The sequence below is a fragment of the Chryseobacterium sp. Mn2064 genome, assembly GCF_049319685.1.
Classification (GTDB): Bacteria; Bacteroidota; Bacteroidia; order Flavobacteriales; family Weeksellaceae; genus Chryseobacterium.
On the sequence record NZ_JBMOUE010000008.1, the window covers coordinates 48,544 to 73,693 of the forward strand.

Consider the following 25,150-nt stretch of genomic DNA (forward strand, 5'->3'; position numbering starts at 1 on the left):
TAATAAAAGACCTGATTTTTTTCTATCAAAAAACCATTTAAAAGTATATTATTTCGATTTTAGAAATTTATTCGTCAAACGTTTGGTTTCCTTGATATAAAATTCAGGATCTTTCCCGTAATCTTCATATTGGAAATCTCCTGCTTTTTTAGGGATAGCGGGTTCTATCTGAGTTCCTTCATGCCATTCATTGAATGAGGTAATACCTATAAATTCAGGTTTCACCTTAATGGCAGCATCAAACATATTTTCATAATATCTTCCTTCATTTCTGCTTTTGAAATTGGCTTCATTCCAAGGTCTTATTCTTGTATCCGAGTATCCTGGACCAACGCAAGGAATAAAGATCAAATGATGCTGTTTTGCATAGTCTGCAAGGTATTTCCAATTGGAAACAGTGCTACCAAATACAAATCCTTCACTGGCAAAATAGGTATAAAAACCATCAAACCCTGCCTTGTCAAAGAATTCTGAATCATTTTTTTCTACCCACAATCCTATGTACAAAGCATCCAGATTAGTATTCCTAATGGTCTCTTTACTGTTTTTGCTTAGCATTTTTGTCCACTCCTCTTTTGGAATTTTATAACTGTCATACACATAATACAGCGGTTTTCCTTCTTTTTTATAAAAAGCATGGTGATTAGAATACGTTTTCACAAGATAAGCAAGCTGTTCTTTAAGCTCTATTATATTTTTATAGAAAGGTTCTATATGAAAGGCTATTTTCAATCCAAAACGGTCTGCAATATCAAGATACTTGGATAAGCTTTTATCGGTAAACGAATCTTTCCCCAACCAGCTTACCACAACCACTCCTACTCCTGATTCTTTAATCATTTTCATGTGGGCTTCAATGGTCTTGTTATCATTGGAACTGTAATTACCCAAAGCTGGGTAGAAATTGGCTCCAATATCGTCTCCTCCCTGATGATGCCCCAGGTTGTTCCATTTCGGATCTTTCCAATGTGGCAGGATCTCATGATTCCAATGGGAGTAGCTTCCATCGGTTGCAGGGTTTCCATACCAGCCGTAGTAAAATATCTGAACTTTTTCCCTGTCTTTATTCTGTGCAGAACTTGGCGAGAAAAAAAATAGTAAGACAAAAAATAACAGAGAACGGTTAAGGTAATTCATGGTCAAAATAATTAAAGAAGAATCAACAAAAAACTTATACTTTCAAAATAACATCTGCCGCGTGAGCACTCGCTCCTTTTCCACCCAGTTTTTCTCTTAAAAGCTGGTAATCATTCAGAACCTGTTCCCTTTTTTCTCCTTCCATTATTTTATGAAGTTCTTCTACAAGATTCTTAGTATTCAAATCATCCTGAATCAATTCTTTTACTACTTCCCTATCCATAATCAAATTAACAAGGGAAATGTAATTGATATTTTTAACCAATCTTTTAGCAATAGCATAAGAAACTTTACTTCCACGATAGCAAACAACTTCGGGAATATTCAACAATGCAGTTTCTAAAGTAGCTGTTCCTGAAGTTACTAACGCTGCTTTTGAACACCTTAGCAGGTCATATGTTTTATTGGAAACGAAATGGACATTATCATCCACATATTTCTGGTAAAATTCTTTAGGCAGACTTGGTGCTCCGGCAATGACAAATTGATAATTTGTAAAATGTGGCCTTACGGAAAGCATAATCTCCAACATTTTCTCTACTTCCTGCTTTCTTGAACCTGGAAGAAGAGCTATAATCTCTTTCTCATTCAGTCCGTTTTCGGCTTTAAACTGCTCTTCACTTATTTCTTTAAGATCAGAAATAGCATCCAGCAAAGGGTGGCCTACAAAGTGAGAATGAACTCCATGTTTTTTGTAAAACTCTTCTTCAAATGGAAGAATAACCATCATTTCATCTACATATTTCTTGATGATTTCTACGCGGCCTTCTTTCCATGCCCAAAGCTGTGGGGAAATGTAGTATATCACTTTAATTCCGAGTTCTTTGGCAAATCTGGCAATCCTTAAGTTAAATCCTGGATAATCAACCAGAATAAGAACATCGGGCCTGTTATTCAGAATATCTTCTTTGCAGAATTTTATATTATTCAAAATGGTTCTCAGGTTCATGACAACTTCCAGAAATCCCATAAAAGCGAGATCACGATAGTGTTTCACCAAGGTTCCTCCCTGAGCTTTCATAAGATCTCCGCCCCAGAATCTGAATTCGGCATTAGGATCTTTCTGTTGTAAAGCTTTCATCAGATTGCTTCCATGCAAATCACCTGAAGCTTCTCCTGCAATAATGTAATATTTCATTTCTTTCGAAACCTTTATTATTTGTTGTGTAACCATTAGACATCCCTTTCTCCGGTATGATGATGAGTTATGGGAGGTTTCTATGGTAAGGATAGAGAACAAATTAAAATAGATATCATCTTAATTCGTAAATTTGTTCAAAGATAATGATAAAAATGTCAGAAGAATTTGAAATCCGAAATAAAGTTGCCGAAAGCGGTCTTATCAATTTTGATCTTTCTACCCTGCTTCCAAAAGGGCAGAGGAGAGGTATAGATCTTAAAGATTTTCTTTTTCAGGAAATGATCCTAAAGGAAAAGGATTTTCGTGAGAAGGTAGAAGCGATTGATATTGAAGAATATAAGGAATCTTATATCTATATTTATAATTCTGTGGATACTATTATTCCACTTTGGGCTTATTTTGTACTCACTGCAAAGCTTACGGATGTGGCTAAAAAAATTGTTTTTGGAAAACGTGAGGATCTGGAAGTTATTTTGATGCATAATGCGATACAGACTTATGATTTTGAAGATATGAGAGGTAAAAGGGTGTTAGTAAAAGGATGCTCTGATAAAGATATTCCTGAAAATGCTTATATAGAACTAGTAGAACAGCTTAAGCCTATTGTAAAATCACTGATGTTTGGTGAGGCCTGTTCCAATGTTCCGATCATAAAGAACTAGAATGAATAAACACTTCATTGCTTTATTTATATTTTGCATTTTTGGAGTTATTTACTATTTAGGGAGCTTCACAAAAATTCCTTTTGGAGATTGTATAGGGTTTGTTTTATCGGTTGAAAAAGATGAATGGGCTACCACAGCTACAGCGATGTCTCACTTTTTGTATATCAATACTGTTCTTTTGATTAAAAGTCTGACACAGCTTAATGCTATTGAAGCCAGCCGTCTGTTGATGATTACTTCAGGAGCAGCAACGGTCTCTACTGTTTACCTGTCTGTGAAAACTCTTGTAAAAAAAGAATGGATTTCTATTGCAAGTGCCATTGTTTTTGGCTTCAGTTTTTCTTTCTGGAGAAATGTTGAAATTGTAGAAGTATATGCATACAATTCTTTGTGGGTAGGTCTATTCTGTCTTTCTATCATCAAGGTTTTTTCAGAAAATAAAAAGAAATACATCATCCTCAGTAGCCTCTTTCTGGGATTAGGTCTTTGGGTACATATTCAGGATATATTTCTGATTCCTTCCTTATTGGTTTTCCTTTTCTGCTTTAAGCATGAGAAGAAGTATGTTTGCTATTCATTACTCCTTTTTGTTGTTTTATTTTCGTCTTTGTTTATTTTAAATATTTTACAGGGATTACCTTTCAGTTCGCCTTATGCTTCTGATGAAGGAACCTGGGTGGAAGATACATTCAAAAAGGCTCCTATACAGTATATAAAGGATTTCTTCATTTCTCTTGTGTATCTGGTATATAATTTTAATGTATTCACTTTCTTCGGAATCGCAGGTTGCATTGTATTATACAGATCTAACAGGAACATGTTTTTTGTCTTTTTAGTTGGAGCAGTGTGTGTTTATGGCTTTTCAACATTTTATGCTGTTTCGGATAATTATGTTTTCTTTCTTCCTTTCAATATCATTTTTGCCATTTCCATCGGATATGGACTATCTTCTGCCCGATATGCATCTTTGAGAAAGGTATCGTGGGTAGCTTTACTGATACCTTTGGGATATTTTCTGTGCTATACATTTATATTTTCTACAGATAAAGGGAAAGAAATACATGCTTTCAAAAGTTATAAAGGAGGCCTGAACTATTATCTTCTTCCCTGGATGAATGATAATGTTGGAATTTTAGAATTTACTATTGATCAAAAAGAAGCTCCGGAAATCATTACCTGGATGACCAGAAATGCCATAGAGTATACAGAGATTTTGAAGAGTAAAGGATATACTGAAAAGGAGATCAAAAAACTTTAACAATAATTATGAAGTGTCGATATTTTATCAGGCATATTTTTTGATAACTTTGGGTTACTTAATACTTAATAAACACAAAAAATGAGTTTAATTGACCTACTTACAGGGAACACAAGCAACCAGGTTGCTGAACAGGCTGAAAACAAATTCGGAATCGGCAGAAACCAGGTAATTGCCCTATTGGCGGTAGCTACCCCTCTTATTATTTCTTACCTTAGAAACAAATCTCAGGACGCAAAAGAAGCAGAAGCTTTAAATAGTGCTTTGGATAAAGACCACAACGGAAGTATTTTAAATGATGCCTCTCAGATTGAAGCAAGGCAGGCCGAAGGAGGTTCTATCCTTGATCATATTTTTGGAGGTCAAAAAAGTACTGTAGAAAATCAACTTTCACAGAATACGGGAATTTCAATTGATAAAATAGGACCTATTCTAGCCATGCTGGCTCCTGTTGTGATGGGATATATTGGTCAGCAGAAGCAACAGAATAATGTAGGGGCCGGTGGTTTAGGTGATCTTCTAGGTGGTATTCTTGGAAATGCTTCCAATCAGGCACAAACTCAGCAGTCGAGTCCTTTAAACGATATCTTAGGAAGTGTTTTAGGAGGCGGACAATCCCAATCTTCTGGAAATCCTTTAAATGATATACTTGGAAGTGTATTGGGCGGCGGTGGAAACCAGCAACAACAAGGTGGTGGCTTAGGCAGTATCCTTGGAAATATTTTTGGAAAATAATTAGTTTAATTTGTATACAAAAAAGGCTGAAGATAATTTCTTTGGCCTTTTTTATTGCATTTACTTTTTAGATTTTTCTTCAGAAGCAGCATAAGATTTTGACGCTTTTTTAGGTCTTCTTTTTCCATAACTTCCGGAATTGATTTTTCCTCTTCTTGATTTTTTGTCTCCTTTTCCCATAGTAATAAAATATTTTGTTGTTATTACTAATTTAGAAAATTTAGAATTAACATCAAAATAATCAACCTGTTAAAGTTTTATAAACAACAATATTCTTTTTTCAGAATCCCAGAAATTTACTTTCCAAAAGTATGAAAATTAAACTTTTACTGTTTTCCACTTTCCTCTTCTAAATAAAACAAATGCGACAACCGTAATCAATGTTTCCGCTGCAGGAATCGAAATAAATACTCCTTTGGGTCCCATATCCAAATGTTTGGAAAGGAAGTAAGCCAAAGGAATCTGAAACAGCCAGAATCCGAAAAGATTCACCCAAGTCGGTGTCCAAGTATCCCCTGCTCCGTTAAAAGCATTGATCATCACCATTCCAATTCCATAAAAGATAAATCCAATACTCATAATATGAAGAGCATTTTCTGCAAACTTCTTGATTTCGATATCCTGAGTAAAAAAGCTAACCAAAAAATTCCCCATAAAGATGAAAATCAAGCTTACGATCAACATAAAGATCACATTGTATTTCACGGTTTTCATAACGGATTGTTCTGCACGTATCATTTCGTTCGCTCCCATATTCTGCCCTACTAATGTAGATGCTGCATTGCTTAGTCCCCAGGCGGGAAGCATGAAAAACATCATAAGCCTCAGTGCTGTCTGATAACCTGCCGAAGCATTCTCACCACCTGTAGTAGCTACAAGCTCTGCCAGGAAGATCCAGCTACAGGAAGCAATCACAAACTGGAAAATTCCCGGGGTTGCAATCTTTACAATCGATCTTATTAAATCATACTGCGGTTTAAAATAGGAAAGTCTTATACGGATCTGTGTATCTGCCACCAAAAGATGATACAACTGATAAATAACCCCAATACTTCTCCCTATCGTTGTAGCCAATGCCGCTCCGGTAAGTCCCATTGCGGGAACAGGAACTAAACCTCTTATTAAAATCGGGCAAAGAATAATATTCGCAATATTGGCGATCCATAAACTTTTCATAGCGATCATCGCATTTCCTGCTCCTCTGAAAATACCATTGATCAGAAACAGAAGCATAATAATCGTGCTGCTTCCCATCATAATCCTTGTAAAATCTTTTCCATAGGCAGCCGCTTCAGGCTTCGCTCCCATTAAAGTCAGAATTTCTTCAGCATATACTACTCCCAGCAAGCTCAAAATAAAGGTTATAACAAATGAAACCAACAATACCTGTGCTGCACTTCGGGAAGCCTGTTCAGGGTTTTTCTCACCAATCCTTCTTGCAACCAAAGCTGTAGCCGCCATACTCATCCCTATCGCAATAGAATACATTACAGAAAGCACAGACTCCGTAAGGCCAACCGTCTGAATGGCAAAGCCACTCTCTTTAAGATGGCCTACAAAATACAGATCTACTAAAGCAAATACCGACTCCATAGCCATTTCCAACATCATCGGAATAGCCAAAAGCAAAACTGCACTTCTGATACCCACTTTCGTAAAATCCGTTTCCTCGCCACTGAAAGCTTTTTTCAAAAAGTCAACATATTTCATCATTTCACAATCAATAATTTATTTAAATCCAAAAATACAAATCCAATTATTAGTAAAACTTAGCAATTGATAATAAAATTTAATTTAGATTTGTATATTCTTAAAAATGATCATTATGAAAAAAATAATCTCTACAACTTTTCTATTTGGAGCATTATTATGTGCCAATATGTTTTCTGCTCAAACAATGACACAGGAAAAAATGAAAGCCATTTATACTGATGATGTAACGGCATTCAAAAAACAGTTTGCGCCAGGAGATTACAACAAATGCTTTCTGGTGGGAAATGTACTTTATTCGCCACTTGGCTTTAGTGTAATGTCCGACAGAAAGAATATTATCAATTTCCTTTTGAATAATAAGGCCAGTGTAAATAAAAAGTGTCAGAACAAAACCCCACTTGAAGTAGCTGACGAAACAAAAGGCAGCGAAGAAATTAAAAAAATTCTGATTGCAAAAGGTGGCAATAGAGATTAAAAAATCTAAAAACAACATACGAAACTTCCGAAAGGAAGTTTTTTTTATTTATAAAACCTGCAAAAATCTTATCTTTGCCAACGAAAAATTCAAGGTTCGGAATTGAACCTTAAACATTGAACTTTAAACAAATAATTATGTTTCGATCACACACAAACGGAGAGCTATCTCTGAAAAATCTGAATGAAGAAGTTACACTATCTGGATGGGTACAGACTATCCGTGATAAAGGATTTATGATTTGGGTAGATCTTCGAGATCGTTACGGAATTACCCAGCTTGTTTTTGATCAGGATCGTTCTTCTGCGCAGCTGATGGAAGAAGCTAAAAAATTAGGACGTGAATTTGTGATTCAGGCGACAGGAAAAGTCATTGAAAGAGTCAGCAAAAATCCTAATATTCCAACTGGGGAAATTGAAATTTTAGTAGAAAAACTAACCATCCTTAACGATTCGCAACTTCCACCTTTCACTATTGAAGATGAAACAGACGGTGGTGAAGAGTTAAGAATGAAATACCGTTACCTGGATATCAGAAGAAACCCGGTAAAGGATAAACTGATCTTCCGTCACAAGATGGCGCAGAAGGTAAGAAATTACTTATCTGATGAAGGATTTATCGAAGTAGAAACACCTGTCTTAATTAAATCTACTCCGGAAGGTGCAAGAGACTTTGTAGTTCCTAGCAGAATGAACCCAGGACAGTTTTATGCATTACCACAGTCTCCACAGACTTTCAAACAGCTTTTGATGGTAGGTGGAATGGATAAATATTTCCAGATTGTAAAATGTTTCCGTGATGAGGATTTAAGAGCAGACAGACAGCCGGAATTTACACAAATCGACTGTGAAATGGCTTTTGTAGAGCAGGAAGACGTGATGAACGTATTCGAAGGAATGACTAAAACTCTTATCAAAGATATTACAGGGCAGGAATTCGGAAATTTCCCAAGAATGACTTTCGCTGATGCGATGAGAAAATACGGAAATGACAAACCGGATATCCGTTTCGGAATGGAATTCGTAGAATTGAATGAACTGGTAAAAGGAAAAGACTTTAAAATATTTGATGACGCTGAACTGGTTGTCGGAATCAATGTAGAAGGATGTGCAGAATATACAAGAAAGCAAATTGATGAACTTGTAGATTGGGTAAAACGTCCTCAGGTTGGTGCTTCGGGTATGGTTTGGGTAAAATTCCAGAATGATGGAGTAAAAACCTCATCGGTTAACAAATTCTACAACGAAGAAGATTTAGCTAAAATCATTGAAAAATTCGGAGCTAAAGAAGGAGATTTAATGCTGATTCTTTGTGGAAACGAAAATAAAGTAAGAGCTCAGCTTTCTGCTTTAAGAATGGAGCTTGGAAACCGTTTAGGATTAAGAAAAGGAAATGTATTTGCACCACTTTGGGTTGTTGATTTCCCTCTGTTAGAATGGGATGAGGATACAGAAAGATACCATGCCATGCACCACCCTTTCACATCTCCAAAACCAGAAGATATCAACTTATTGGAAACTGATCCAGGAAAGGCAAGAGCCAACGCTTACGATATGGTTCTGAACGGAAACGAAATCGGTGGTGGATCTATCAGAATTTTTGACAGAGATCTTCAGTCTAAAATGTTTGATCTTTTAGGTTTCTCCAAAGAAGAGGCTGAAGCTCAGTTCGGATTCTTAATGAACGCCTTCAAATACGGAGCACCTCCACACGGTGGTTTAGCTTTTGGATTTGACCGTTTGGTTGCGATCCTTGATGGAAATGAAGTAATCAGAGATTATATTGCATTCCCTAAGAATAATTCAGGACGCGATGTCATGATTGATGCACCTGCTTCAATTGCTGATGCCCAGCTCGATGAATTAGAATTACAATTGAATTTAAAAGCATAAATTAGAAGCGGAGAAAAATTCTCCGCTTTTTTTATACCTAAACAGAAAACGTAACCAATGAATACATCAGAGAAAAAGGTAAACATTCCACCTGCAAAAAGCAAAAAATGGACACCTTTGAGAGTTGTAATAACGATCTGTTGGTTGATTGGTTTACTTTTCTTTTTTCATGGGATCGGATATTCAAAAAACAACAGTAACCTAGATTTTAAAGGTGGGTATTTTGTCATTGGAATTCTTATTCTAGCGCCTGTTTACTATTACGTTTATTCGATCATTGAAAGTGAAAAAGGATTTCCTGTTGAAAATTTTAATAGAGAAGTTGTTGTTCCAGACATAAAACGTCACAAAATCACCGAAGATGTAGATTTGAGCCAGGCTATTATAGAACATTATGTTTTCGGGGTTGGTAAAGACCAAAACGATTATACCAACATTTTCTATTATAAAGGAGATATTGAGTTTGTAAAGACCAAAATCACCATTGAATACATCAAAGATAATTTATTAATAACACTCACTGCTTTCACGAACATTGATAAGATTACGTTAAAAGAAATTTTTCAACAATATCCCTCCACAAAAGTTTACTACGACAAATACATTCCTACCAACTATTATCTAGATTTGGAATTTTTAGAAAGCTGGCCTCAAAAAAATGAAAGCGGGAAATAACTCCCGCCTTATATGAATAAAAATTTATTTCATTTTTAACATCTGCTCTCTTCCCGGTCCTATGGAAAGATAAGTGACAGGAACTTCTAATTCTGCTTCTAAAAATGAAAGGAATTCTTGTAATTCTGTTGGTAACTCAGAAGGACTTTTCATCCTAGAGAAATCAGCATTCCAGCCATTCAGCCATTTCAATACAGGACGGCTGTTTTCTGGTAGTGATCCGGAGATGGTCTCTATTTTCCCATCTTCCAATTCATAATGGGTACACACTGCCACAGATTTCAATCCACTCAGAACATCAGCTTTTGTTAATACCAACTGAGTAACTCCATTAATCATGATGGCATATTTTAAAGCAGGCAGATCCAACCAACCTGTTCTTCTTGGACGGCCCGTGTTGGAACCAAATTCATTTCCTTTCGTTCTGATTTCATCTCCAAGTTCGTCAAATAATTCTGTGGGGAACATTCCGTTTCCTACTCTGGTACAATATGCTTTGGCAATTCCGTAGATCTCTCCCATTTTCTTAGGAGAAATTCCTAGTCCGATGCAAGCTCCTGCCGCTGTAGTAGAGGAAGATGTTACGTATGGGTAGGTTCCGTGATCAATATCCAGCATGGCAGCCTGAGAGCCTTCTGCTAATATTTTTTTACCTTCAGACAATGCTTTGTTTAAGTAGATCTCGGTTTCTGTACAATTGAATTTCTTCAGAAAGTCTATGGCTTCAAAAAACTCCTGGCTGATCTCTTCCAGGGAAGGCAAAACCATTCCACCTTCTGAAAGCTGCTTATAATCTCTTTTTAAAATATGATGTACCTTTTCTTCAAAGTCTGGTAAAAACATATCTCCTACCCGTACATTCTGTCTTAAAATTTTGTTTGAATAAGCCTGTGCTATTCCGTTTCGGGTGGTTCCGATTGTTGTATAATCAGGATGATCTTCCATAAAAGCGTCTAGAAGTCTGTGGGTAGGCAATACAAAATGAGCTTTTTTAGAAATAATAAGATTGTTTACAGGATGAATCGTTTGATCGAAAATCTGAAGGTTTTCTATTTCTTTTTTTAAACTCACCGGATCCAGAACAGTTCCTGTACCTACTACATTTTGTACTCCTTTCATAAAGATACCGGAAGGAATCATTTTAAGGGTAATTCTCTGTCCGCTTCTTTCTATACTGTGTCCAGCATTAGATCCGCCGTTAAAACGGGCTGTAATGTCGTAGTTTTCACTGATAAGATCTATAAACTTTCCTTTTCCTTCATCTCCCCATTGCAGTCCTAATACAATATCCATATATTTAAATTTTATGATGCAAAGCTAGAACAGTTTGAAAAGAAGGCCATTGCCATTTGACAAAAAGGAAACTCAATTATAAAAAGTACATAGTGTAAAACGTATTAATGACTAAAAGCTATCATTAATTATCTTAAACGATATTTCTTCTGATACGGCTGAGTGAAGAAGGAGTTACTCCCAAATAAGAAGCAAGCATAGATTGAGGAACCCTATTAGCAAGACCTGGATAATGATTTAAGAAATGAATATACCGGGACTTTGCATCCTGATTCAACATGATACTGGCAACTTTCAATTTGTTTTCTACAACAAATGCATGAATTCTTGCGAATAAAACCGGCCATATCGCAATTTCTTTTTCCAATAACTTAAAATGTTCCAGATCTATGACAAGTAATACGGCATCTGTAATAGCTTCAATATACTCATGAGCAGGAAGCTGATCAGTAAATCCCTGGAAGTCACCGATAAAACGTCCTTCATAAATGAAATAGCGGGTAAAATCATCTCCTTCTTTATTATAGTACAGAGAACGGAAAACTCCTTCTTTTACAAAAGCAATTCTTTGGCTTACTTTACCGGCTTCTATAAAAGGAGCGCCTTTTTTCACCTTAACCTGCTGAATTCCCTTTGAAATCAAAAGTTCATCGTGCTCGTTCAGTATTCCAAATTTTCTTATATAGTTAAAGAGTTCTTCCATGTTTTATTTGATCCACAGATTGTGGTAAGATAAAGATATAAAAGTAATTCCTGATTGCCATTACCATTTGACAAAAAATAACTTTAAAATATCCTTCTTCTCTTCTTGTTGACCCATTCATAACTATGGATTGAGAGAAAAAATAAAGACGAGAAAAAATCCCGTCTTTACCTTTTATTCTTTTATAAATTTATGAGTAGTATTACCTGTATTAAGATAATATATTCCTTTTTCAAGATGACTTATATCTACTTTATTTTCATTCACTATTGTTTTTAAAATACTTCTTCCGCTTGCATCTACTATTTCAATAGGTAAATCTTTCGACTTTGCATTTTTTATATTCAGGATATCTTTTACAGGATTAGGATAAATACTCACATTATCTTTTTTAATTTCCTGATTCTTTACAGATAAAGCATTGGCATTATTTAAAACTTTAGTGATAATACCTTTACTCGGAGTTTGATGATTACCGAAAATCATAATTTTTTGATCTGGTGTTAAGATAGCTGATCTTACAGATTCTCTATAATTTAAATCAATATCAACCACCCCATTGTTACCAAACCCTGCATCAACAGTTCCATTTGGTTTAAACTTTTTAACAACCTGATTCATATCAGCAGCGTTACCATTAGGACTGGCCATATTTACCACAAATATATCATTATTATTGTCAAGTAATATTGTAGCAAAATTTATGTTCGTTGCTGCAGAATAAATCGTATTATTATTGTAGTAAGGTTCAATGACAATACCATTTGTTCCAAAGCTGGTATCAAACTCTCCATTTTGATTTAATTTCATTAAAATAATAAGATTATCTCCCGCTGTAGAGCTAGTAAAACCATACATATAAACATTATTATCCTTACCAGCCGCACTAAAAAAATTAGTCTCATAAGTTCCTGGTGGTGTATATTGTAAATCATTATTATTATAAGTAGAATCTAGAACCCCATTAGCAGTAAATCTTGACTTTACAAATGTTCCATTTTCTCTTTGCCCTACAAATACAAGTTTTGAATCGTTTTGAAGTACCAACCTCCCAAGGAAACAATCTTGTAATATTACTATTCCATTATTTCCAAAAGTAGAATCAATAGAACCATTTTCATTAAGGCGCATAATTACATACTTCGACTCCTGATTCATGTAAGCACCCATACAGAGTAAAATTTTATTATTTGTTATAAACATACTACTTAACCTATGAGGTCCATCTATTCCATTAGCACTGAAGTATGGTTCAAATATTGCTGCATGGACAGCACCATTATCCCCAAATCCTGTGTCATATGTTCCATTTTCATTTAAACGAATAATTTTTCTTCCAGAGATATCTCCCAAAAGAATTTTTTGATCAGATTGAAGAGCCATTCGAATAAAACGATTATAGTTAAATGGGGGGATTACTAAAGTATTAAAGCTAGTATCTACGGATCCGTCAGCGTTAAGTCTTTGAATTAAATTAGTAATATTATCCGAATTAGGTGCACTAGAATAACTTCCACTAACAATTATTTTATTTTGAGGAGTAATGATTCCTGATTCATAATTAAAACTGAAATTATTCCCCGGAGAATAGGTTACTACTCCATTCGCGCCAAAAGTAGGATCAAGAAACTGATTTTGTGCAGCGACAAATATTCCGGTAAAGAATATTCCTAAGCAAAGAAAAAGTCTGTTTATCATGGTTATTTAATTTGGACACAAAGATAATACAATCTCTGAGTAAGAGATCTAATTCAAAAAAAATTGCTGTATCATAGTAATACAGCAATTTTTTCGAGTTATCTATTATAAATATGTACATCCCTCTGTGGAAAAGGAATACCAATTCCGGCTTTATCAAGAGCTTCTTTACAACCTATGATTAATTCTTCATTCATAGTCCAGAAATTTTCTGTAGCAGTACTTACTCTTACGGATACATTCACTGCACTGTCTCCAAGTTCTGTCACCACAACCTGTGGTGCAGGATTAGCAAGAGCGTATTGATTATTCCTAATGACATTCATTAAAATATCCTTTGTTTTCCTAAGATCTGCGTCATAAGCAACGCCAATATCCAATGATGTTCTCCTTGTTCCTAGTTGAGTAAAGTTTGTAATACTATTATTAGAAACAACACCGTTGGGAATTACAATTAGCTGGTTTTGTGGAGTGACAAGTTTTGTATGGAAAATATCAATAGCCTGCACCGTTCCTGAAACCCCGGAGTTGGTAGCAATAAAGTCACCGATTTTGAAGGGTTTTAACAGTAAGATTAAAATTCCGCCGGCAAAATTCGTCAAAGATCCCTGTAAAGCCAGACCTACGGCCAAACCAGCAGCACCAATCATGGCTACAAACGCAGAAGTCTGTACACCTAGCTGAGTTACTACAACAATGAAAAGAAGAATATTCAATCCCCAGTTGATAATATTTAACAGAAAATGCTGCAGCGATGCTTCCATATTACGTTTTCTGAAAGCTTTTGCCACCAGTTTTTTAATCATTCTGATCATCCATGATCCAATCAGATAAATAAGCAATGCAGAAATAATGGCTGTAAAAATTCTCGGTGCCCATGAAATCGCTGAAGAAATTAAGGTGTCCCAATGCTGTTGAATCTTGTTCAGTTCTAAATCGTCCATTTGTATAACTGCTTATTTTAATATGTATAAGAATGAATAAAAGATTTTTCTCGCAGAATTTAAATATGAACATGAAAAAACACCAAATCTTTCAAAAGTAAACCAGCCTTACACCCGTAAAGTAAAAGGAAATAACGTGATATTTTAAATAGATTGACAGCAGAAAGGATGTTTCCTGCTTTACTCAATGATCATTTCGAAATTGAATCTTGCGAAGAAGAAATAACTTTGCTCATAGAATTACAAAAAAGATACCGAACTCAAAATGATAGGATGATTCCATATAGAGTTAGATAACAAAAAACGCCTCAACCTGCAGCGAACAATTAATGAATGATATTCTCTATTATTTGCAAATAATGCTCGATCCACTCTTCATCTTTTGTATTGGCAATGACGATATAGATATTGTCCATTATTTCCTGAAACGGCAGATCTCTTTTACAAAATTTAAGCTGAATTTCAAGATCTTGTCCCAAATAAGTCAAAAATCCGACATTATTTATTTTAGCAAAACATGTACAGAAGACATATCCTGAATCCAACGCTCCTTTGAACTGAAAACCTGTAGTATTCAGAAAATCAGCAATAGTATACAAATGAAATTCTGACCAGCTGAATATTTCTTTAATACAATCTTCCTGTTCATTCATTGTGAAGCCATTCAAAATATTCTGAATAAAAGGAAAATGCTCATATTCAAAATGCTCTCGAGCACTATCCAGCCTAATTTCTTCTATATAATCATGGATAAGAGAAATCTGAGCTTTCATCATTATTATGGAAGCTTTGCAACTAGGCTTTCGGGTAAAAGTCTTACAATATGATAGATGATCTTCCACTTAAAGTTAGGAACAATAGTAAAAGAATTTCCTGCGTTTACAACAAATCCGGCCACATAATCCGGTTCCATGATCAATGATTCATTCAGCTCTAATCCTTCATTGATTTTTGTCCGGATATACCCAATAACTAAAACATTAACAATGATTTTTCTGGAAGCTAATTCCTGTCTTAATCCTGCTAAAAACTGAGTAAAAGCAGATTTTGTACTTCCATACACGAAATTACTTTTTCGCCCTCTTACTCCTGACAATGAAGACAGTCCGATAATTCGTTCAAGGTTTTTGTTTTTTTTATCCATCGCAATAATGCTTAGAATAGAAACCCCTCCCATATAATTAACTTCCATCATCTGTTTTGCCCCTTTAAAATCAGTCAACGCTTTTTGATTGTCTACTAAAAAACCGGCTGCGTATACTGCAATATGAGGTTTTACGGGAAGTTCTGTATAAAACTTCTGATGAGAATCAAAATCTGCGGCATCAAAATACAAAATGGTAATTTTTGATCGATCCAGATTATTTTCAATAGCAAAATCTTCTAATGATTGAGTATTTCTTGAAGCAGCCATCACATAAAACCCTTTTGAGATATATTGTCTGATACACTGTTTCGCCACATCTGAATTGGCACCTAAAATGAGAACAGATTTGTTTGTGTTTTGATTCATCTCGCAAAGATAATTTTTATTGGACAACAATCCTGCTAATTGTTTTCACAAATGAAGAGAGGGTTTTCTAAAATTAATGATAGATCAAGATCATAGGCTAAAAACGACTGCGGCGGGTGAACTTTGTTCACCCGCCGCAGCTACATATTTTCCAACTGAATTATTTTTTTTCTTCAATAGTTTCTATTTCTTTTTTGTCAGCTGGTTTATCAGCTGTTTTTGCTTTATCTCCAAAACGGGATTCTGTCATTTCTCTTGAAACTGCAGCTTTTTCAAACTTTAGTTTTCCAGATAATGTTTCGATAACAAAACCATCATCCTGAACCTGAGCAATTCTTCCGTGAAGTCCTGAGGTAAGAACAACTCTGGTTCCTACTTTAAGGTTGTCTTGAAAGTTTTTTTCCTGTTTTTGCTTCTTCATCTGAGGTCTGATCATCAGGAAATAAAACCCTACAAACATTACCCCCATTATAACAAGCATCATAGATGAAGATCCTCCCGGCTGTGCCTGTAAAAATAGTGTCAACATATTCTTAATATTATGGTTGGATGTTCGCTGTGAACGTTAATTTAATTGGAGCTTTCTCTACGTTTGCAAAAACATCTGCATACTTCTGAACGTTTCCGTCGAAGTTTGAAGAATCAAAGTGCAAAGTAATCTTACCTTTTTTACCAGGCATGATAGGTTCTTTTGTAAAGTCAGGAGCTGTACATCCGCATCCAGGCTTTACTTCAGAGATAACCAATGGATTTTTACCCGTGTTGGTAATTTCGTATACGTGTTCTACTTTGTCTCCTTTTTTAACTTTTCCAAAATCGAAGTTGCTTTCAGATAAAGCTACAGAGGTAGATGGCTCGTTAGAAACCGGAGCTGCTGCTTCACCAGCTGCAGTATGTGCTGTAGAATCAGCAATTACAGGAGCTGCTGTAGCTGTAGAATCTGTAACTGTAGTTGTTTCAGCGTTTTGAATTTCTTTGTTTTCTTTTTTACATGAAACCAATCCGAAACCTATAATTGACAAGGCGATAACTGATAACGTCTTTTTCATTTTATATTCTATTTTGATCTTTACAATATTTATCTAAAATACCATTAATGAAGATATTGGAACGGTCTGTAGCAAATACTTTTGCAATTTCAATGTATTCATTAATGATGACTCTTGAAGGCGTGAATGCAAAATTATCAAGCTCTGCAATCGCGGTTGACAAAATAACTTTATCCATTAAAGAAACTCTCTCAAGATCCCAGTTTTCCAGTCTTTCTTCCAGTTTCTTTTCGTTGTTTTCCCAGTTATTCAGGGTATCTCTCAATAGTTTGCTGGCGAAAGTTTTATCATCTTCATCTTTGATCATTTTGATCAACGTTCTGCTTTCTTCATCTTCTCTTAGAAAACCGATAGTTTTCTGCACCATTGAGTTTGAAATATGAATATCGTCGTACCATGAAAGTTCTTTATCTCCTAAATAATCATGAAAATCTTCATTTTCAGCAATATATCTTAAGAATAGTTTCCCGATAAATTTCTGATCTTCTTCAAAAGAATAACCTTCTTCTTTCATGAAATCCTGATAACGTTTTCCAGCCGTAATTCTCTGGAAAGTCTTCACCAACAAATCATCATGCATATCCCATTTCAGTTGCTTATGTTGCCCTGTAAAGAATAATCTTTCAGGATTTTCTTCCAGTTTTAGCAATACTTGGTTGTTGATGAATTTTTGGTTAGGATTAATATCAGCATCAGTTTTAAGGTATTTGTTCTTACCAATTTCAATCTGATGTTCTGCCAATTCTTTCAGACTCACCAGAAAGTTGAGCTGATAGATGTATAGATAATAGATTTTCTCTATCCCGGCAAACATGTTTTTCTCTAAAACATCAAATTTTACAGGATTTTGGTAGTAAGAATACACGGTCTGTACTACTTTTTCACGGATTTGTCGTCTTCCTAACATTCAAAGAGCTTTTTTATGGCTGCAAAGATACGAAATTTAAAATTGATGAAATTCGTAGTGTGATGACATTTTTGTAATTTTGTAAAACTATATGAAAGCGCTAAAAACCTTAAACCCCTATTTTTGGAAACATAAGATCCTGTTGTTTTGGGGGCTATTATTTATTATTGCCAGTAATTTTTTTAATATATATAAAGTTCAGTTTGTAGGAAAATCAGTAGATGAGCTTACGAAAAGCGGAAATCTGGGATTCAATCAACAGGTACTGATTTATGTAGCAATTATTGTAGGCTGTTCACTTTTAACAGGATTCTTCACCTTTATGATGAGACAAACCATCATTGTGGCTTCCAGGAGGGTTGAGTATGAACTTAAGAATAAAATTTACAGGCATTACCAGGATTTATCTTTAACGGACTATAAGCAAACCACAATTGGAGATCTGATGAACAGGCTGAGTGAAGACGTGGTTGCGGTAAGAATGTATCTTGGGCCTGGGGTAATGTATGTTGCCAACCTTATTGTTCTTGTTCTGATTACGGCTATTTACATGGTAAAAACGGATGCATCCATGACTGTATGGACGTTGCTTCCTCTTCCTATCTTGTCGTACGCTATTTATAAGGTAAGTTCTATCATTAATAAGAAATCAAAGGTGATGCAGAAAAGCCAATCTGCGATATCTACTTTTGTACAGGACAGTTTTTCAGGAATCCGTGTAGTGAAATTTTTTGCACGAGAAAAATATATTGAAAAAAACTACGGGGTAAAGGTAACCGACTATCAGAATAAAGCATTGGATCTCGCTAAAACAGAAGCGTATTTCTTTACGATCATTCTATTTGTAATCGGACTTTTGAATGTTTCTATTATCTGGGTTGGAGGAACCAAATATATTGCCGGGGAACTGAGTATCGGTAAAATTGCCGATTTCTTCATGTATATTAATACTTTGATTTTCCCATTTTCTATGGTTGGATGGGTAACTTCTGTAAACCAAAGAGCTGAAGCTTCAATGCAGAGGATCAATGAGTTTATGGATAAAAAATCTGAGATCATCAATACAAATTTTGACAACTACCCTATTACAGGAGAAATTGAATTCAGAAATGTATCTTATGTATATCCTAATACAGGAATTAAGGCATTGGATAATTTAAGCTTTAAGGTAAAAGCAGGGGAATCTTTAGCTATCATGGGTAAAACCGGAAGTGGAAAATCAACCATTGCTTTACTACTTTGCAGATTGTTAGATCCCACTGAGGGGGAAATTCTAATTGATGGTAAAAACCTGAAAGAGCACAACCTTTACAATTACAGAAACTTTATAGGATATATTCCTCAGGAAAGTTATTTATTCTCAGATTCTATTGAAAACAATATTGGATTTGCCATTAATAATCCTTCTCACGAGAAGGTTGTAGAATACGCTGAGATTGCCGACGTTCATAAAAATATTATAGAGTTTAAGGATCAATATAAAACACTGGTAGGTGAACGGGGTGTTATGCTTTCGGGAGGGCAAAAACAAAGAATATGCATTGCCAGAGCCTTAATTAAAGACCCTAATATCATTATTTTTGATGATTCTCTGTCTGCATTAGATACCGAAACGGAACAGAATATCCTTGAAAATATTGACAGGAAAATCAGTAACGCCACTTCCATAATCATCACACACAGAGAGTCTAGCGCTCAAAAAGCCGATCAAATCATCAACCTTACAGAAATTGCCAATTCTGTAACTGCTTAGCCATTTCGTTCTCAATTGTTAAATAAATCATAAAAAAAATTTTGTGATTAAAAGAATTCTTTTATATTTGTTCTTAACAAGATTAAAAAATATCTAACAATGAGTGAATACAAGGAACGCCATGAAAATGAGATTTTCACGAAGGTGTTAAAAGCAGGGAGAAGAACTTATTTCTTTGATGTGCGCGAGACGAAAGCAGGAGATTATTATCTTACCATTACTGAGAGTAAGAAGAATTTCGGAGAGAATGGAGAAGCTACATTCGAGAAGCATAAAATTTACCTTTACAAGGAAGATTTTAAGAGTTTTCAGGAGATGTTTAATGAGTCCACAGATTTCATCATTAATGAAAAGGGTGAGGATGTAATTTCAGAAAAACATGACAAAGACTTCAAGAGCAGATCTTACACAATAGACTCTGACGACGAGGTTTAAAAAAAGAATATCTAAAAACACAAGCATCTTGAAAAGATGCTTTTTTTATGCCCGAAACTCCACTTATTGTTATTTCAAAATAAAAAAGGTACACTCTAGAGAAGTGTACCTTTTTTCTATTTATACATATTCACGCTTTATCTGCGACAATATGGTTGGATCCTGTATTTCATTATCTTTAGCCAGTAATAGCACTTTGGACAATACTTCTGCAGATTTCGGATCGTCATCTGCGAATGGTAAAAACAATCGTCCTCTATGCTGTGAATGCACCGGAAGTATCGACAGATATTTACCCGGAACCTGATGAACAACTGCACTGCCCAAATGTACACTGTATTCTGCCATATGGCCTTTTATCTGTACGTGAGAACCTTCTATTTTGATATTATCCAGTTTAAATAAGCGGGCTGTTTCTTTCATGAGTACAGCTCTCATCTCAATAGAAGAATGGCTCGCTTCAGGATCTACATCTCCTACGTGAGCTACGGATACAACAAGATCTATATCTCTCATAACTTCTGAAAACAACCTTTGATCAATTTTTTCAAAAGGAATATTCTTGTAGTCTTTTAAAGAATGAAATTCTATGGTTTCTAAAGTCGGACTTTCAACATCTGCAGGTGAAAACCAATCTGCCAATGCATAAAGCTTTACCTGAAAACCTTCTTTATGATATACTTTCTGAAGACCTTCTTCATAATCTACCTTCCAGCCTCTCGTTTTAAGAAGTGCCAATGTCTGCTTCGGCTGAATCTGATGTCCTGCATAACGACGGGATACTGATTTTTCTTTCAACTCATCAGGTGTAGGCACGTATAATTCTCTGAAAACCTGTTTGAACGGCTGTACCAGTTTTTCTTTAAAGCAATAATGCTGGTAATCACTCCATACGGAATGCTGATGTAGATCTACACAATGCGCAATACGCAGGGTATTTCCCTCGTTCAATTCTTGAATTTCTCCATGAGCATTCACAAGACTTCCATCATGGAAAAAACCGATCTTCTGATCATTTGAAATCAGTACAAGTTTTTCTAAATGTTTTACAATTACCGGATGTTCAAAGAGTGTCTTCATTTCTTTTAGCAAGAACTCGTCTCCTCGGATCATAGCTTCTTCCAGGCCCTTTCTGGAACGGTTCCATTGATCACGCATGATCTTTCGGTTATTCCCAAGCTCTATAACCGCTTTATCTTTTTTAATCTTTGGCGGAATAGATTTCAGCTGTTTATCCTCTCTGAATACAACAAGTTCAGCTTTCCCATTGTCTTCTATAATTAAACCTACGGTAACACCGTCTATAGTTACTTGTGTTTCTTTAGATAAAAGCCCCTGAATCTGCTTGGTTTCCATGGCCCATGTTAACCTTACAGGATCTGGATAGCCAGCATTACGGGCCAAATTTTCCAATGCAACACGAATGGCCAATGCCTCACTCGCCTGCTTCATTGAGCCAAATTCTTTACTTTCCTTTTTAAACTGCTGAATATATTCGTAACGGCTCAGAACGTCTTTTTCAGGGTTTGCTTTGCTTAGAGGTACAAGCCCGTATACTCTGAGGTAATCCTGATCTCTCTTATCTTTTACTTTAGCAGTCACTTCTTTTATTTTCAGGCTTCCTGCAAGAGTATCCGAATAGAGTCTTGCTCTTCGGTGTCCGTTTCCGTCAGAAATATATTTTGCAGACTCATACAGCATTTCCCAACGGGCTTTTCCTAATTCTTTATAGGCTTTTATAAACCAGTCTTTGTCTACAGCTCCATCTTTAAATTCCTGAATATCTACTGAGGAGTATTTAGCCACTTCACTTTCCAGTTTAGCATTCTGGGCTTCGTAAGCGCTTGTTTTGGTATGGGCATGCATCCACCAAATGGCAGAATCAAGTCCTTTCCAACCAAGATAATTACTGATCAGCTTTTGCCACTGCGGAGCGTATACTGCCACCTGTACAAGGCGAAGCTCTGCAATTTTTTCTTTCTTCACCATCTCATTAAACGCATCCTGGGTATCCGATTCTAAGGGATAACTATTAGATATCAGCCACGAGAAAAGTTTCTGTTTGGTCATATTTTCACTTCCATAGCTATATATGTAATTGGCATACAATCCGGTTTTCCCTAGACCTTTCATCGTTTGAATCAACCTTTGAGAACCATACATAGACTGAAACTGCTGTACAAAATGCGAAACAGATGTATTGGCATCTCCGCGGATGAGTTCTATATCCAAAAACTCATTCTGAATTTTCTCAATCATCGGCTTCAGGAAGGAAAACTCTTCTATCAGTTTTTCATTGTGGTAAGATTTAAGGGTTGTAAGTTCTCTTATCGGCGAATCCGCTGTAAGAATTCCTTCGTATAATTCTCCTTTAGTAATAATATCGAGTTCGTAGGCTTTACAGAATAAATAAAACGGTGGAACGGTATTACTGATGTATTCTTCCAATCCATTGTACTGCATCCATCGGTATAAATTCCATTGCTTACTATGTTGCTCGTCAGTAAGACCTTTTAATGGAATCGCTTTTAAAAAGACATCAAAAAAGCCTTGTTCCTGCCATCCGTTTCCTCTGTTGTTTTGATAATAATAGTTTTTTTCTTCTTTGCCTTTATAATTGATAATCTCTTCCGGCAGATTTGCAAACAGCGTACTGCAGGCATCTATCAAAAAGTCTGTTTTTTCTTCAAAAACAAATTTATGCTGCAACGAGTATAGAATAAAGCTGATAGGATTACTCCAGTAATAGCCATTCTTTATCGGATTAGGAAGAATATCTTTGTGATAAAACACATAGTCCTGCAAAAATTCTCTGAACTTCTTACGATCACAATTCTCAGCAAATGTTACTAAAAACAAATCTCTCGGCTGCCATCCTGAATCTTGATACCACTGCTGCCATATTTCATAGAGAGGATAATTGGACGCCAGCTGTTCAGAGGTAAAACCATCGGTTTCTCTTTTGATCTGGCGGAAATCATTCCCCATTAATACGGTAGTTTTAGAACCGTTCCAATCTTCAGCTTCATATTCATAATCCTTATGCTGTAGAAAGAGATCATTCAGCTTTTTCAGCGCATCTTTTATCTTTTCTATGGGTTGAGTGAAACCATATTTATTGTCTTTTGTTGATTGTGCGTATATTGAATTCTTCTCAACTTTTGGCAATTCAAATTTTGATATTGCTGTAGGATCATAAAACCCAAATCCATTTTCCGGAGAAAGAATCTTTTTGTCTGAAGAAGGGTTGATCTGTTCAAGCAAATTCTGCTCCCTATCTGAGATTTTCGTTCTTTCGCTATACTGTTGCGCCCAACTTGTAATCTGAGATGAAGCCCTTTTCACTTTTTGAAGCTGAAGCATGATATCCAGCGAGGCTGTTCTCTGCTCTATATCTCCTTTTGCCAACAATTCATCCACCAATGGAATGATAACCTCGTCTTCCTGTCCTACAACAAGCTCTATAAGCTTCTTACGGAGTGTACCTCCTTTTCTTTTAAACAGGTCGAAGAAAGTCATAATTTCTTCCTTACTTAAAGGATTTTGCAGCAACACATTGATACCAGAAGCAATCAAAGCTTCCCCTCTGTCTTTTATGATTTTAAAGGCAAATTCTTTCTGAAAATCAGTTACTTTTTTGCTTGCTTTTCCAACTCCATATGAAAGGGAATAACAATAAAGCGTTCCTACTATATTTCTCGTTAACAATTCACGTAAAGAAAGGTCAAACTGATCAAAATAAGAAAGAACAATATCTAATTTATTACTATCCTCTCCTACCAGATAAAACATGGAGGCATATAAATCATTTTTTCTAAAAGTGGTATTCAGCCATGAGAATATTTTTCCTTCAAACTTCTTTTCTTTCACCTCTATTTTTTGAGTAAGATCATTTAGTTTTTCAAAGAAATCGGGATAGTCAGGATTATTGATAAAAAATTTTGAATCTGTATTGACATTTAACAGCGCAGACATATGATTACCTGCAAAGGCCAGTACTTGCAGATCTCCATCCAGTACTGCTTTGTAATATAATGGCATTTGAATGTAAGGATCTCCGGTTTCGGAAGCAAACTTTATCGCCAGGCATTTCTTTTCCACATTACCTTTGTCAAATAACTGATGTAAATAAGGAATCGTTTTCTCCACATCCCATACTCCCTGCACCCAAAGTGCCATGTATGCTTCTATATTATTTTTACCATTAACGGCATCAGGAATCGCTTCTGGATTACTGAAATAATGATGTGCCAATGATACAATATTCTTCACCACCGATTCTTTTTCGGATTCCCAGCCCAAGCCTGTCCAGGTATCAATAGCCCTTACTACGGATGAAAAACGGGTAAGTTTATGTTCAACAATTACGTTGGTCATATATTCCAAAGCTCCGATACTGGTTTCATCCAAAGCTTCCAATATAGTTTGTCTTAAGCCTTCCTGACGTTGAGCAGCAATAAGAAGCTTTTCCACCAGCTCCCAGCAATGTTTCTGATCACTGTTCAGTAAAGCCTTGATAATTCTCCAGGATACCTTTCCTTCAGCATGTTTGTTGAAAATAATATCCTCAATCAATTGAAAAATGGCCGTGTTTCCCGTGTCAATAGCTGCAGACCAAACGTAAAACTGGCTTACGTTATTAAAAATTTCATTATCGTAAATGATCTGCTCTTCCAGCGTAAGGTCGTAATATTCGTTATCGTATGAATTTTTGCATGGGAAGCGAAGAAGCTCTCTTATAAGATTCGCCTGATTGATCATCACAAATCTTTCATGATGAGGTGCGCGGAAGGAACGCCGTCCGTAGCCCGTCTGATACATTTTATAAGGCATTTTATTCCATGCATGTTTTACCAGATCTGCATTGTCACCAAAATAAAATACTAATAGATTGTAATAGTCTTTATCTTCCCAAATATTAGGTTTTATATATTCTTTCAGCTTATCGGCATCTTTTGAGCCTAAAGTGAATCCCTGATAATAATTCGTTTTCCCCATCAGCAGTAGACCCAGCTCTGCTGCTTCTTTTGTAAGGATGGGCTTTTCCGGAAATATCTGAACAGAAGTCCCTTTTTCTGTGTACTCTATGAGAGCTTTTCGTAATTTTTCGTTGTAATTCTTAGGTAGTTTTTTCGATTCTAATTTTTTTGTGATTTCCATGTTT

The 25,150-nt window shown here is 35.6% G+C and carries 22 protein-coding genes; 8 read left to right on the plus strand and 14 right to left on the minus strand.

The annotated features are described in order from the left end of the window. Positions 1–48 precede the first annotated feature (48 nt). Together ACL9RH_RS22140 and lpxB are read right to left on the minus strand one after the other, a co-directional pair. Complete coding sequence (locus ACL9RH_RS22140) at positions 49–1,137, minus strand: glycoside hydrolase family 99 protein (protein WP_422695502.1); 1,089 nt, start codon at positions 1,135–1,137, stop codon at positions 49–51. A gap of 34 nt (positions 1,138–1,171) precedes the next feature. Next, entirely contained in the window at positions 1,172–2,275 is a 1,104-nt protein-coding gene (gene lpxB / locus ACL9RH_RS22145; protein ID WP_422695503.1) for a lipid-A-disaccharide synthase, read from the minus strand. A gap of 155 nt (positions 2,276–2,430) precedes the next feature. On the opposite strand from lpxB, the gene ACL9RH_RS22150 reads away from it, so the two are divergent. The 3 genes from ACL9RH_RS22150 (at position 2,431) to ACL9RH_RS22160 (ending at position 4,936) form a co-directional block, all read left to right on the plus strand. Then, positions 2,431–2,940, plus strand: a complete 510-nt coding sequence (locus tag ACL9RH_RS22150) for a DUF2480 family protein (RefSeq protein WP_422695504.1) — start codon at positions 2,431–2,433, stop codon at positions 2,938–2,940. A gap of 1 nt (position 2,941) precedes the next feature. Beyond that, positions 2,942–4,201, plus strand: coding sequence for a protein O-mannosyl-transferase family (locus ACL9RH_RS22155; RefSeq protein ID WP_422695505.1), 1,260 nt, complete (start codon positions 2,942–2,944; stop codon positions 4,199–4,201). Between the two features lie 81 nt (positions 4,202–4,282). Next, positions 4,283–4,936 (plus strand): DUF937 domain-containing protein, encoded by a 654-nt coding sequence (locus tag ACL9RH_RS22160; protein WP_422695506.1) that lies wholly within the window; start codon positions 4,283–4,285, stop codon positions 4,934–4,936. A gap of 60 nt (positions 4,937–4,996) precedes the next feature. Here ACL9RH_RS22160 and ACL9RH_RS22165 read toward each other — a convergent pair whose 3' ends face one another. Continuing rightward, positions 4,997–5,116, minus strand: a complete 120-nt coding sequence (locus tag ACL9RH_RS22165; protein ID WP_422695507.1) for a 30S ribosomal protein THX — start codon at positions 5,114–5,116, stop codon at positions 4,997–4,999. Between the two features lie 138 nt (positions 5,117–5,254). Next, positions 5,255–6,649, minus strand: a complete 1,395-nt coding sequence (locus tag ACL9RH_RS22170; protein ID WP_422695508.1) for an MATE family efflux transporter — start codon at positions 6,647–6,649, stop codon at positions 5,255–5,257. 112 nt (positions 6,650–6,761) lie between these two features. Here ACL9RH_RS22170 and ACL9RH_RS22175 point away from each other — a divergent pair, with 112 nt between their 5' ends. The 3 genes from ACL9RH_RS22175 to ACL9RH_RS22185 all read left to right on the plus strand — a co-directional run bounded on the left by ACL9RH_RS22175 (position 6,762) and on the right by ACL9RH_RS22185 (position 9,691). Then, complete coding sequence (locus tag ACL9RH_RS22175; RefSeq protein ID WP_422695509.1) at positions 6,762–7,124, plus strand: hypothetical protein; 363 nt, start codon at positions 6,762–6,764, stop codon at positions 7,122–7,124. Positions 7,125–7,261: 137 nt separating this feature from the next. After that, the gene (gene aspS, locus ACL9RH_RS22180; RefSeq protein ID WP_422695510.1) at positions 7,262–9,016 is read left to right on the plus strand and encodes an aspartate--tRNA ligase; all 1,755 of its coding nucleotides are present in this window, start codon (positions 7,262–7,264) and stop codon (positions 9,014–9,016) included. Between the two features lie 57 nt (positions 9,017–9,073). Continuing rightward, entirely contained in the window at positions 9,074–9,691 is a 618-nt protein-coding gene (locus tag ACL9RH_RS22185) for a hypothetical protein (protein ID WP_422695511.1), read from the plus strand. A 24-nt stretch (positions 9,692–9,715) separates the two neighbouring features. Here ACL9RH_RS22185 and ACL9RH_RS22190 read toward each other — a convergent pair whose 3' ends face one another. From ACL9RH_RS22190 to ACL9RH_RS22230, 9 genes are all read right to left on the minus strand, one after another. Beyond that, a complete protein-coding gene (locus tag ACL9RH_RS22190; RefSeq protein WP_422695512.1) occupies positions 9,716–10,984 on the minus strand; it encodes an adenylosuccinate synthase in 1,269 nt (422 codons plus the stop codon). Positions 10,985–11,117: 133 nt separating this feature from the next. Next, positions 11,118–11,687: a Crp/Fnr family transcriptional regulator gene (locus ACL9RH_RS22195; RefSeq protein WP_422695513.1), complete on the minus strand. Its 570-nt coding sequence runs from the start codon at positions 11,685–11,687 to the stop codon at positions 11,118–11,120. Positions 11,688–11,861: 174 nt separating this feature from the next. Next, the gene (locus ACL9RH_RS22200; RefSeq protein ID WP_422695514.1) at positions 11,862–13,385 is read right to left on the minus strand and encodes a T9SS type A sorting domain-containing protein; all 1,524 of its coding nucleotides are present in this window, start codon (positions 13,383–13,385) and stop codon (positions 11,862–11,864) included. Positions 13,386–13,483: 98 nt separating this feature from the next. Then, positions 13,484–14,329, minus strand: coding sequence for a mechanosensitive ion channel family protein (locus ACL9RH_RS22205; RefSeq protein ID WP_422695515.1), 846 nt, complete (start codon positions 14,327–14,329; stop codon positions 13,484–13,486). 326 nt (positions 14,330–14,655) lie between these two features. Next, positions 14,656–15,105 (minus strand): hypothetical protein, encoded by a 450-nt coding sequence (locus tag ACL9RH_RS22210; RefSeq protein WP_422695516.1) that lies wholly within the window; start codon positions 15,103–15,105, stop codon positions 14,656–14,658. A gap of 2 nt (positions 15,106–15,107) precedes the next feature. Then, positions 15,108–15,842 carry an SDR family NAD(P)-dependent oxidoreductase gene (locus ACL9RH_RS22215; protein WP_422695517.1) on the minus strand — a complete coding sequence of 245 codons (735 nt, stop codon included), beginning with the start codon at positions 15,840–15,842 and terminating at the stop codon, positions 15,108–15,110. A 160-nt stretch (positions 15,843–16,002) separates the two neighbouring features. Continuing rightward, positions 16,003–16,371: a preprotein translocase subunit YajC gene (gene yajC / locus ACL9RH_RS22220; RefSeq protein ID WP_422695518.1), complete on the minus strand. Its 369-nt coding sequence runs from the start codon at positions 16,369–16,371 to the stop codon at positions 16,003–16,005. 10 nt (positions 16,372–16,381) lie between these two features. Beyond that, the gene (locus ACL9RH_RS22225) at positions 16,382–16,891 is read right to left on the minus strand and encodes a DUF1573 domain-containing protein (protein WP_422695519.1); all 510 of its coding nucleotides are present in this window, start codon (positions 16,889–16,891) and stop codon (positions 16,382–16,384) included. 1 nt (position 16,892) lies between these two features. After that, positions 16,893–17,798: a transcription antitermination protein NusB gene (locus ACL9RH_RS22230; RefSeq protein WP_422695520.1), complete on the minus strand. Its 906-nt coding sequence runs from the start codon at positions 17,796–17,798 to the stop codon at positions 16,893–16,895. Positions 17,799–17,889: 91 nt separating this feature from the next. Here ACL9RH_RS22230 and ACL9RH_RS22235 point away from each other — a divergent pair, with 91 nt between their 5' ends. Both ACL9RH_RS22235 and ACL9RH_RS22240 read left to right on the plus strand, forming a co-directional pair. Further along, positions 17,890–19,551, plus strand: coding sequence for an ABC transporter ATP-binding protein (locus tag ACL9RH_RS22235; protein WP_422695521.1), 1,662 nt, complete (start codon positions 17,890–17,892; stop codon positions 19,549–19,551). A gap of 99 nt (positions 19,552–19,650) precedes the next feature. Next, positions 19,651–19,986, plus strand: a complete 336-nt coding sequence (locus ACL9RH_RS22240) for a DUF3276 family protein (protein ID WP_002976288.1) — start codon at positions 19,651–19,653, stop codon at positions 19,984–19,986. A 120-nt stretch (positions 19,987–20,106) separates the two neighbouring features. On the opposite strand, the gene ACL9RH_RS22245 is transcribed toward ACL9RH_RS22240, so the two are convergent. Next, positions 20,107–25,146: a DUF4132 domain-containing protein gene (locus tag ACL9RH_RS22245; RefSeq protein WP_422695522.1), complete on the minus strand. Its 5,040-nt coding sequence runs from the start codon at positions 25,144–25,146 to the stop codon at positions 20,107–20,109. Positions 25,147–25,150: the final 4 nt, after the last annotated feature.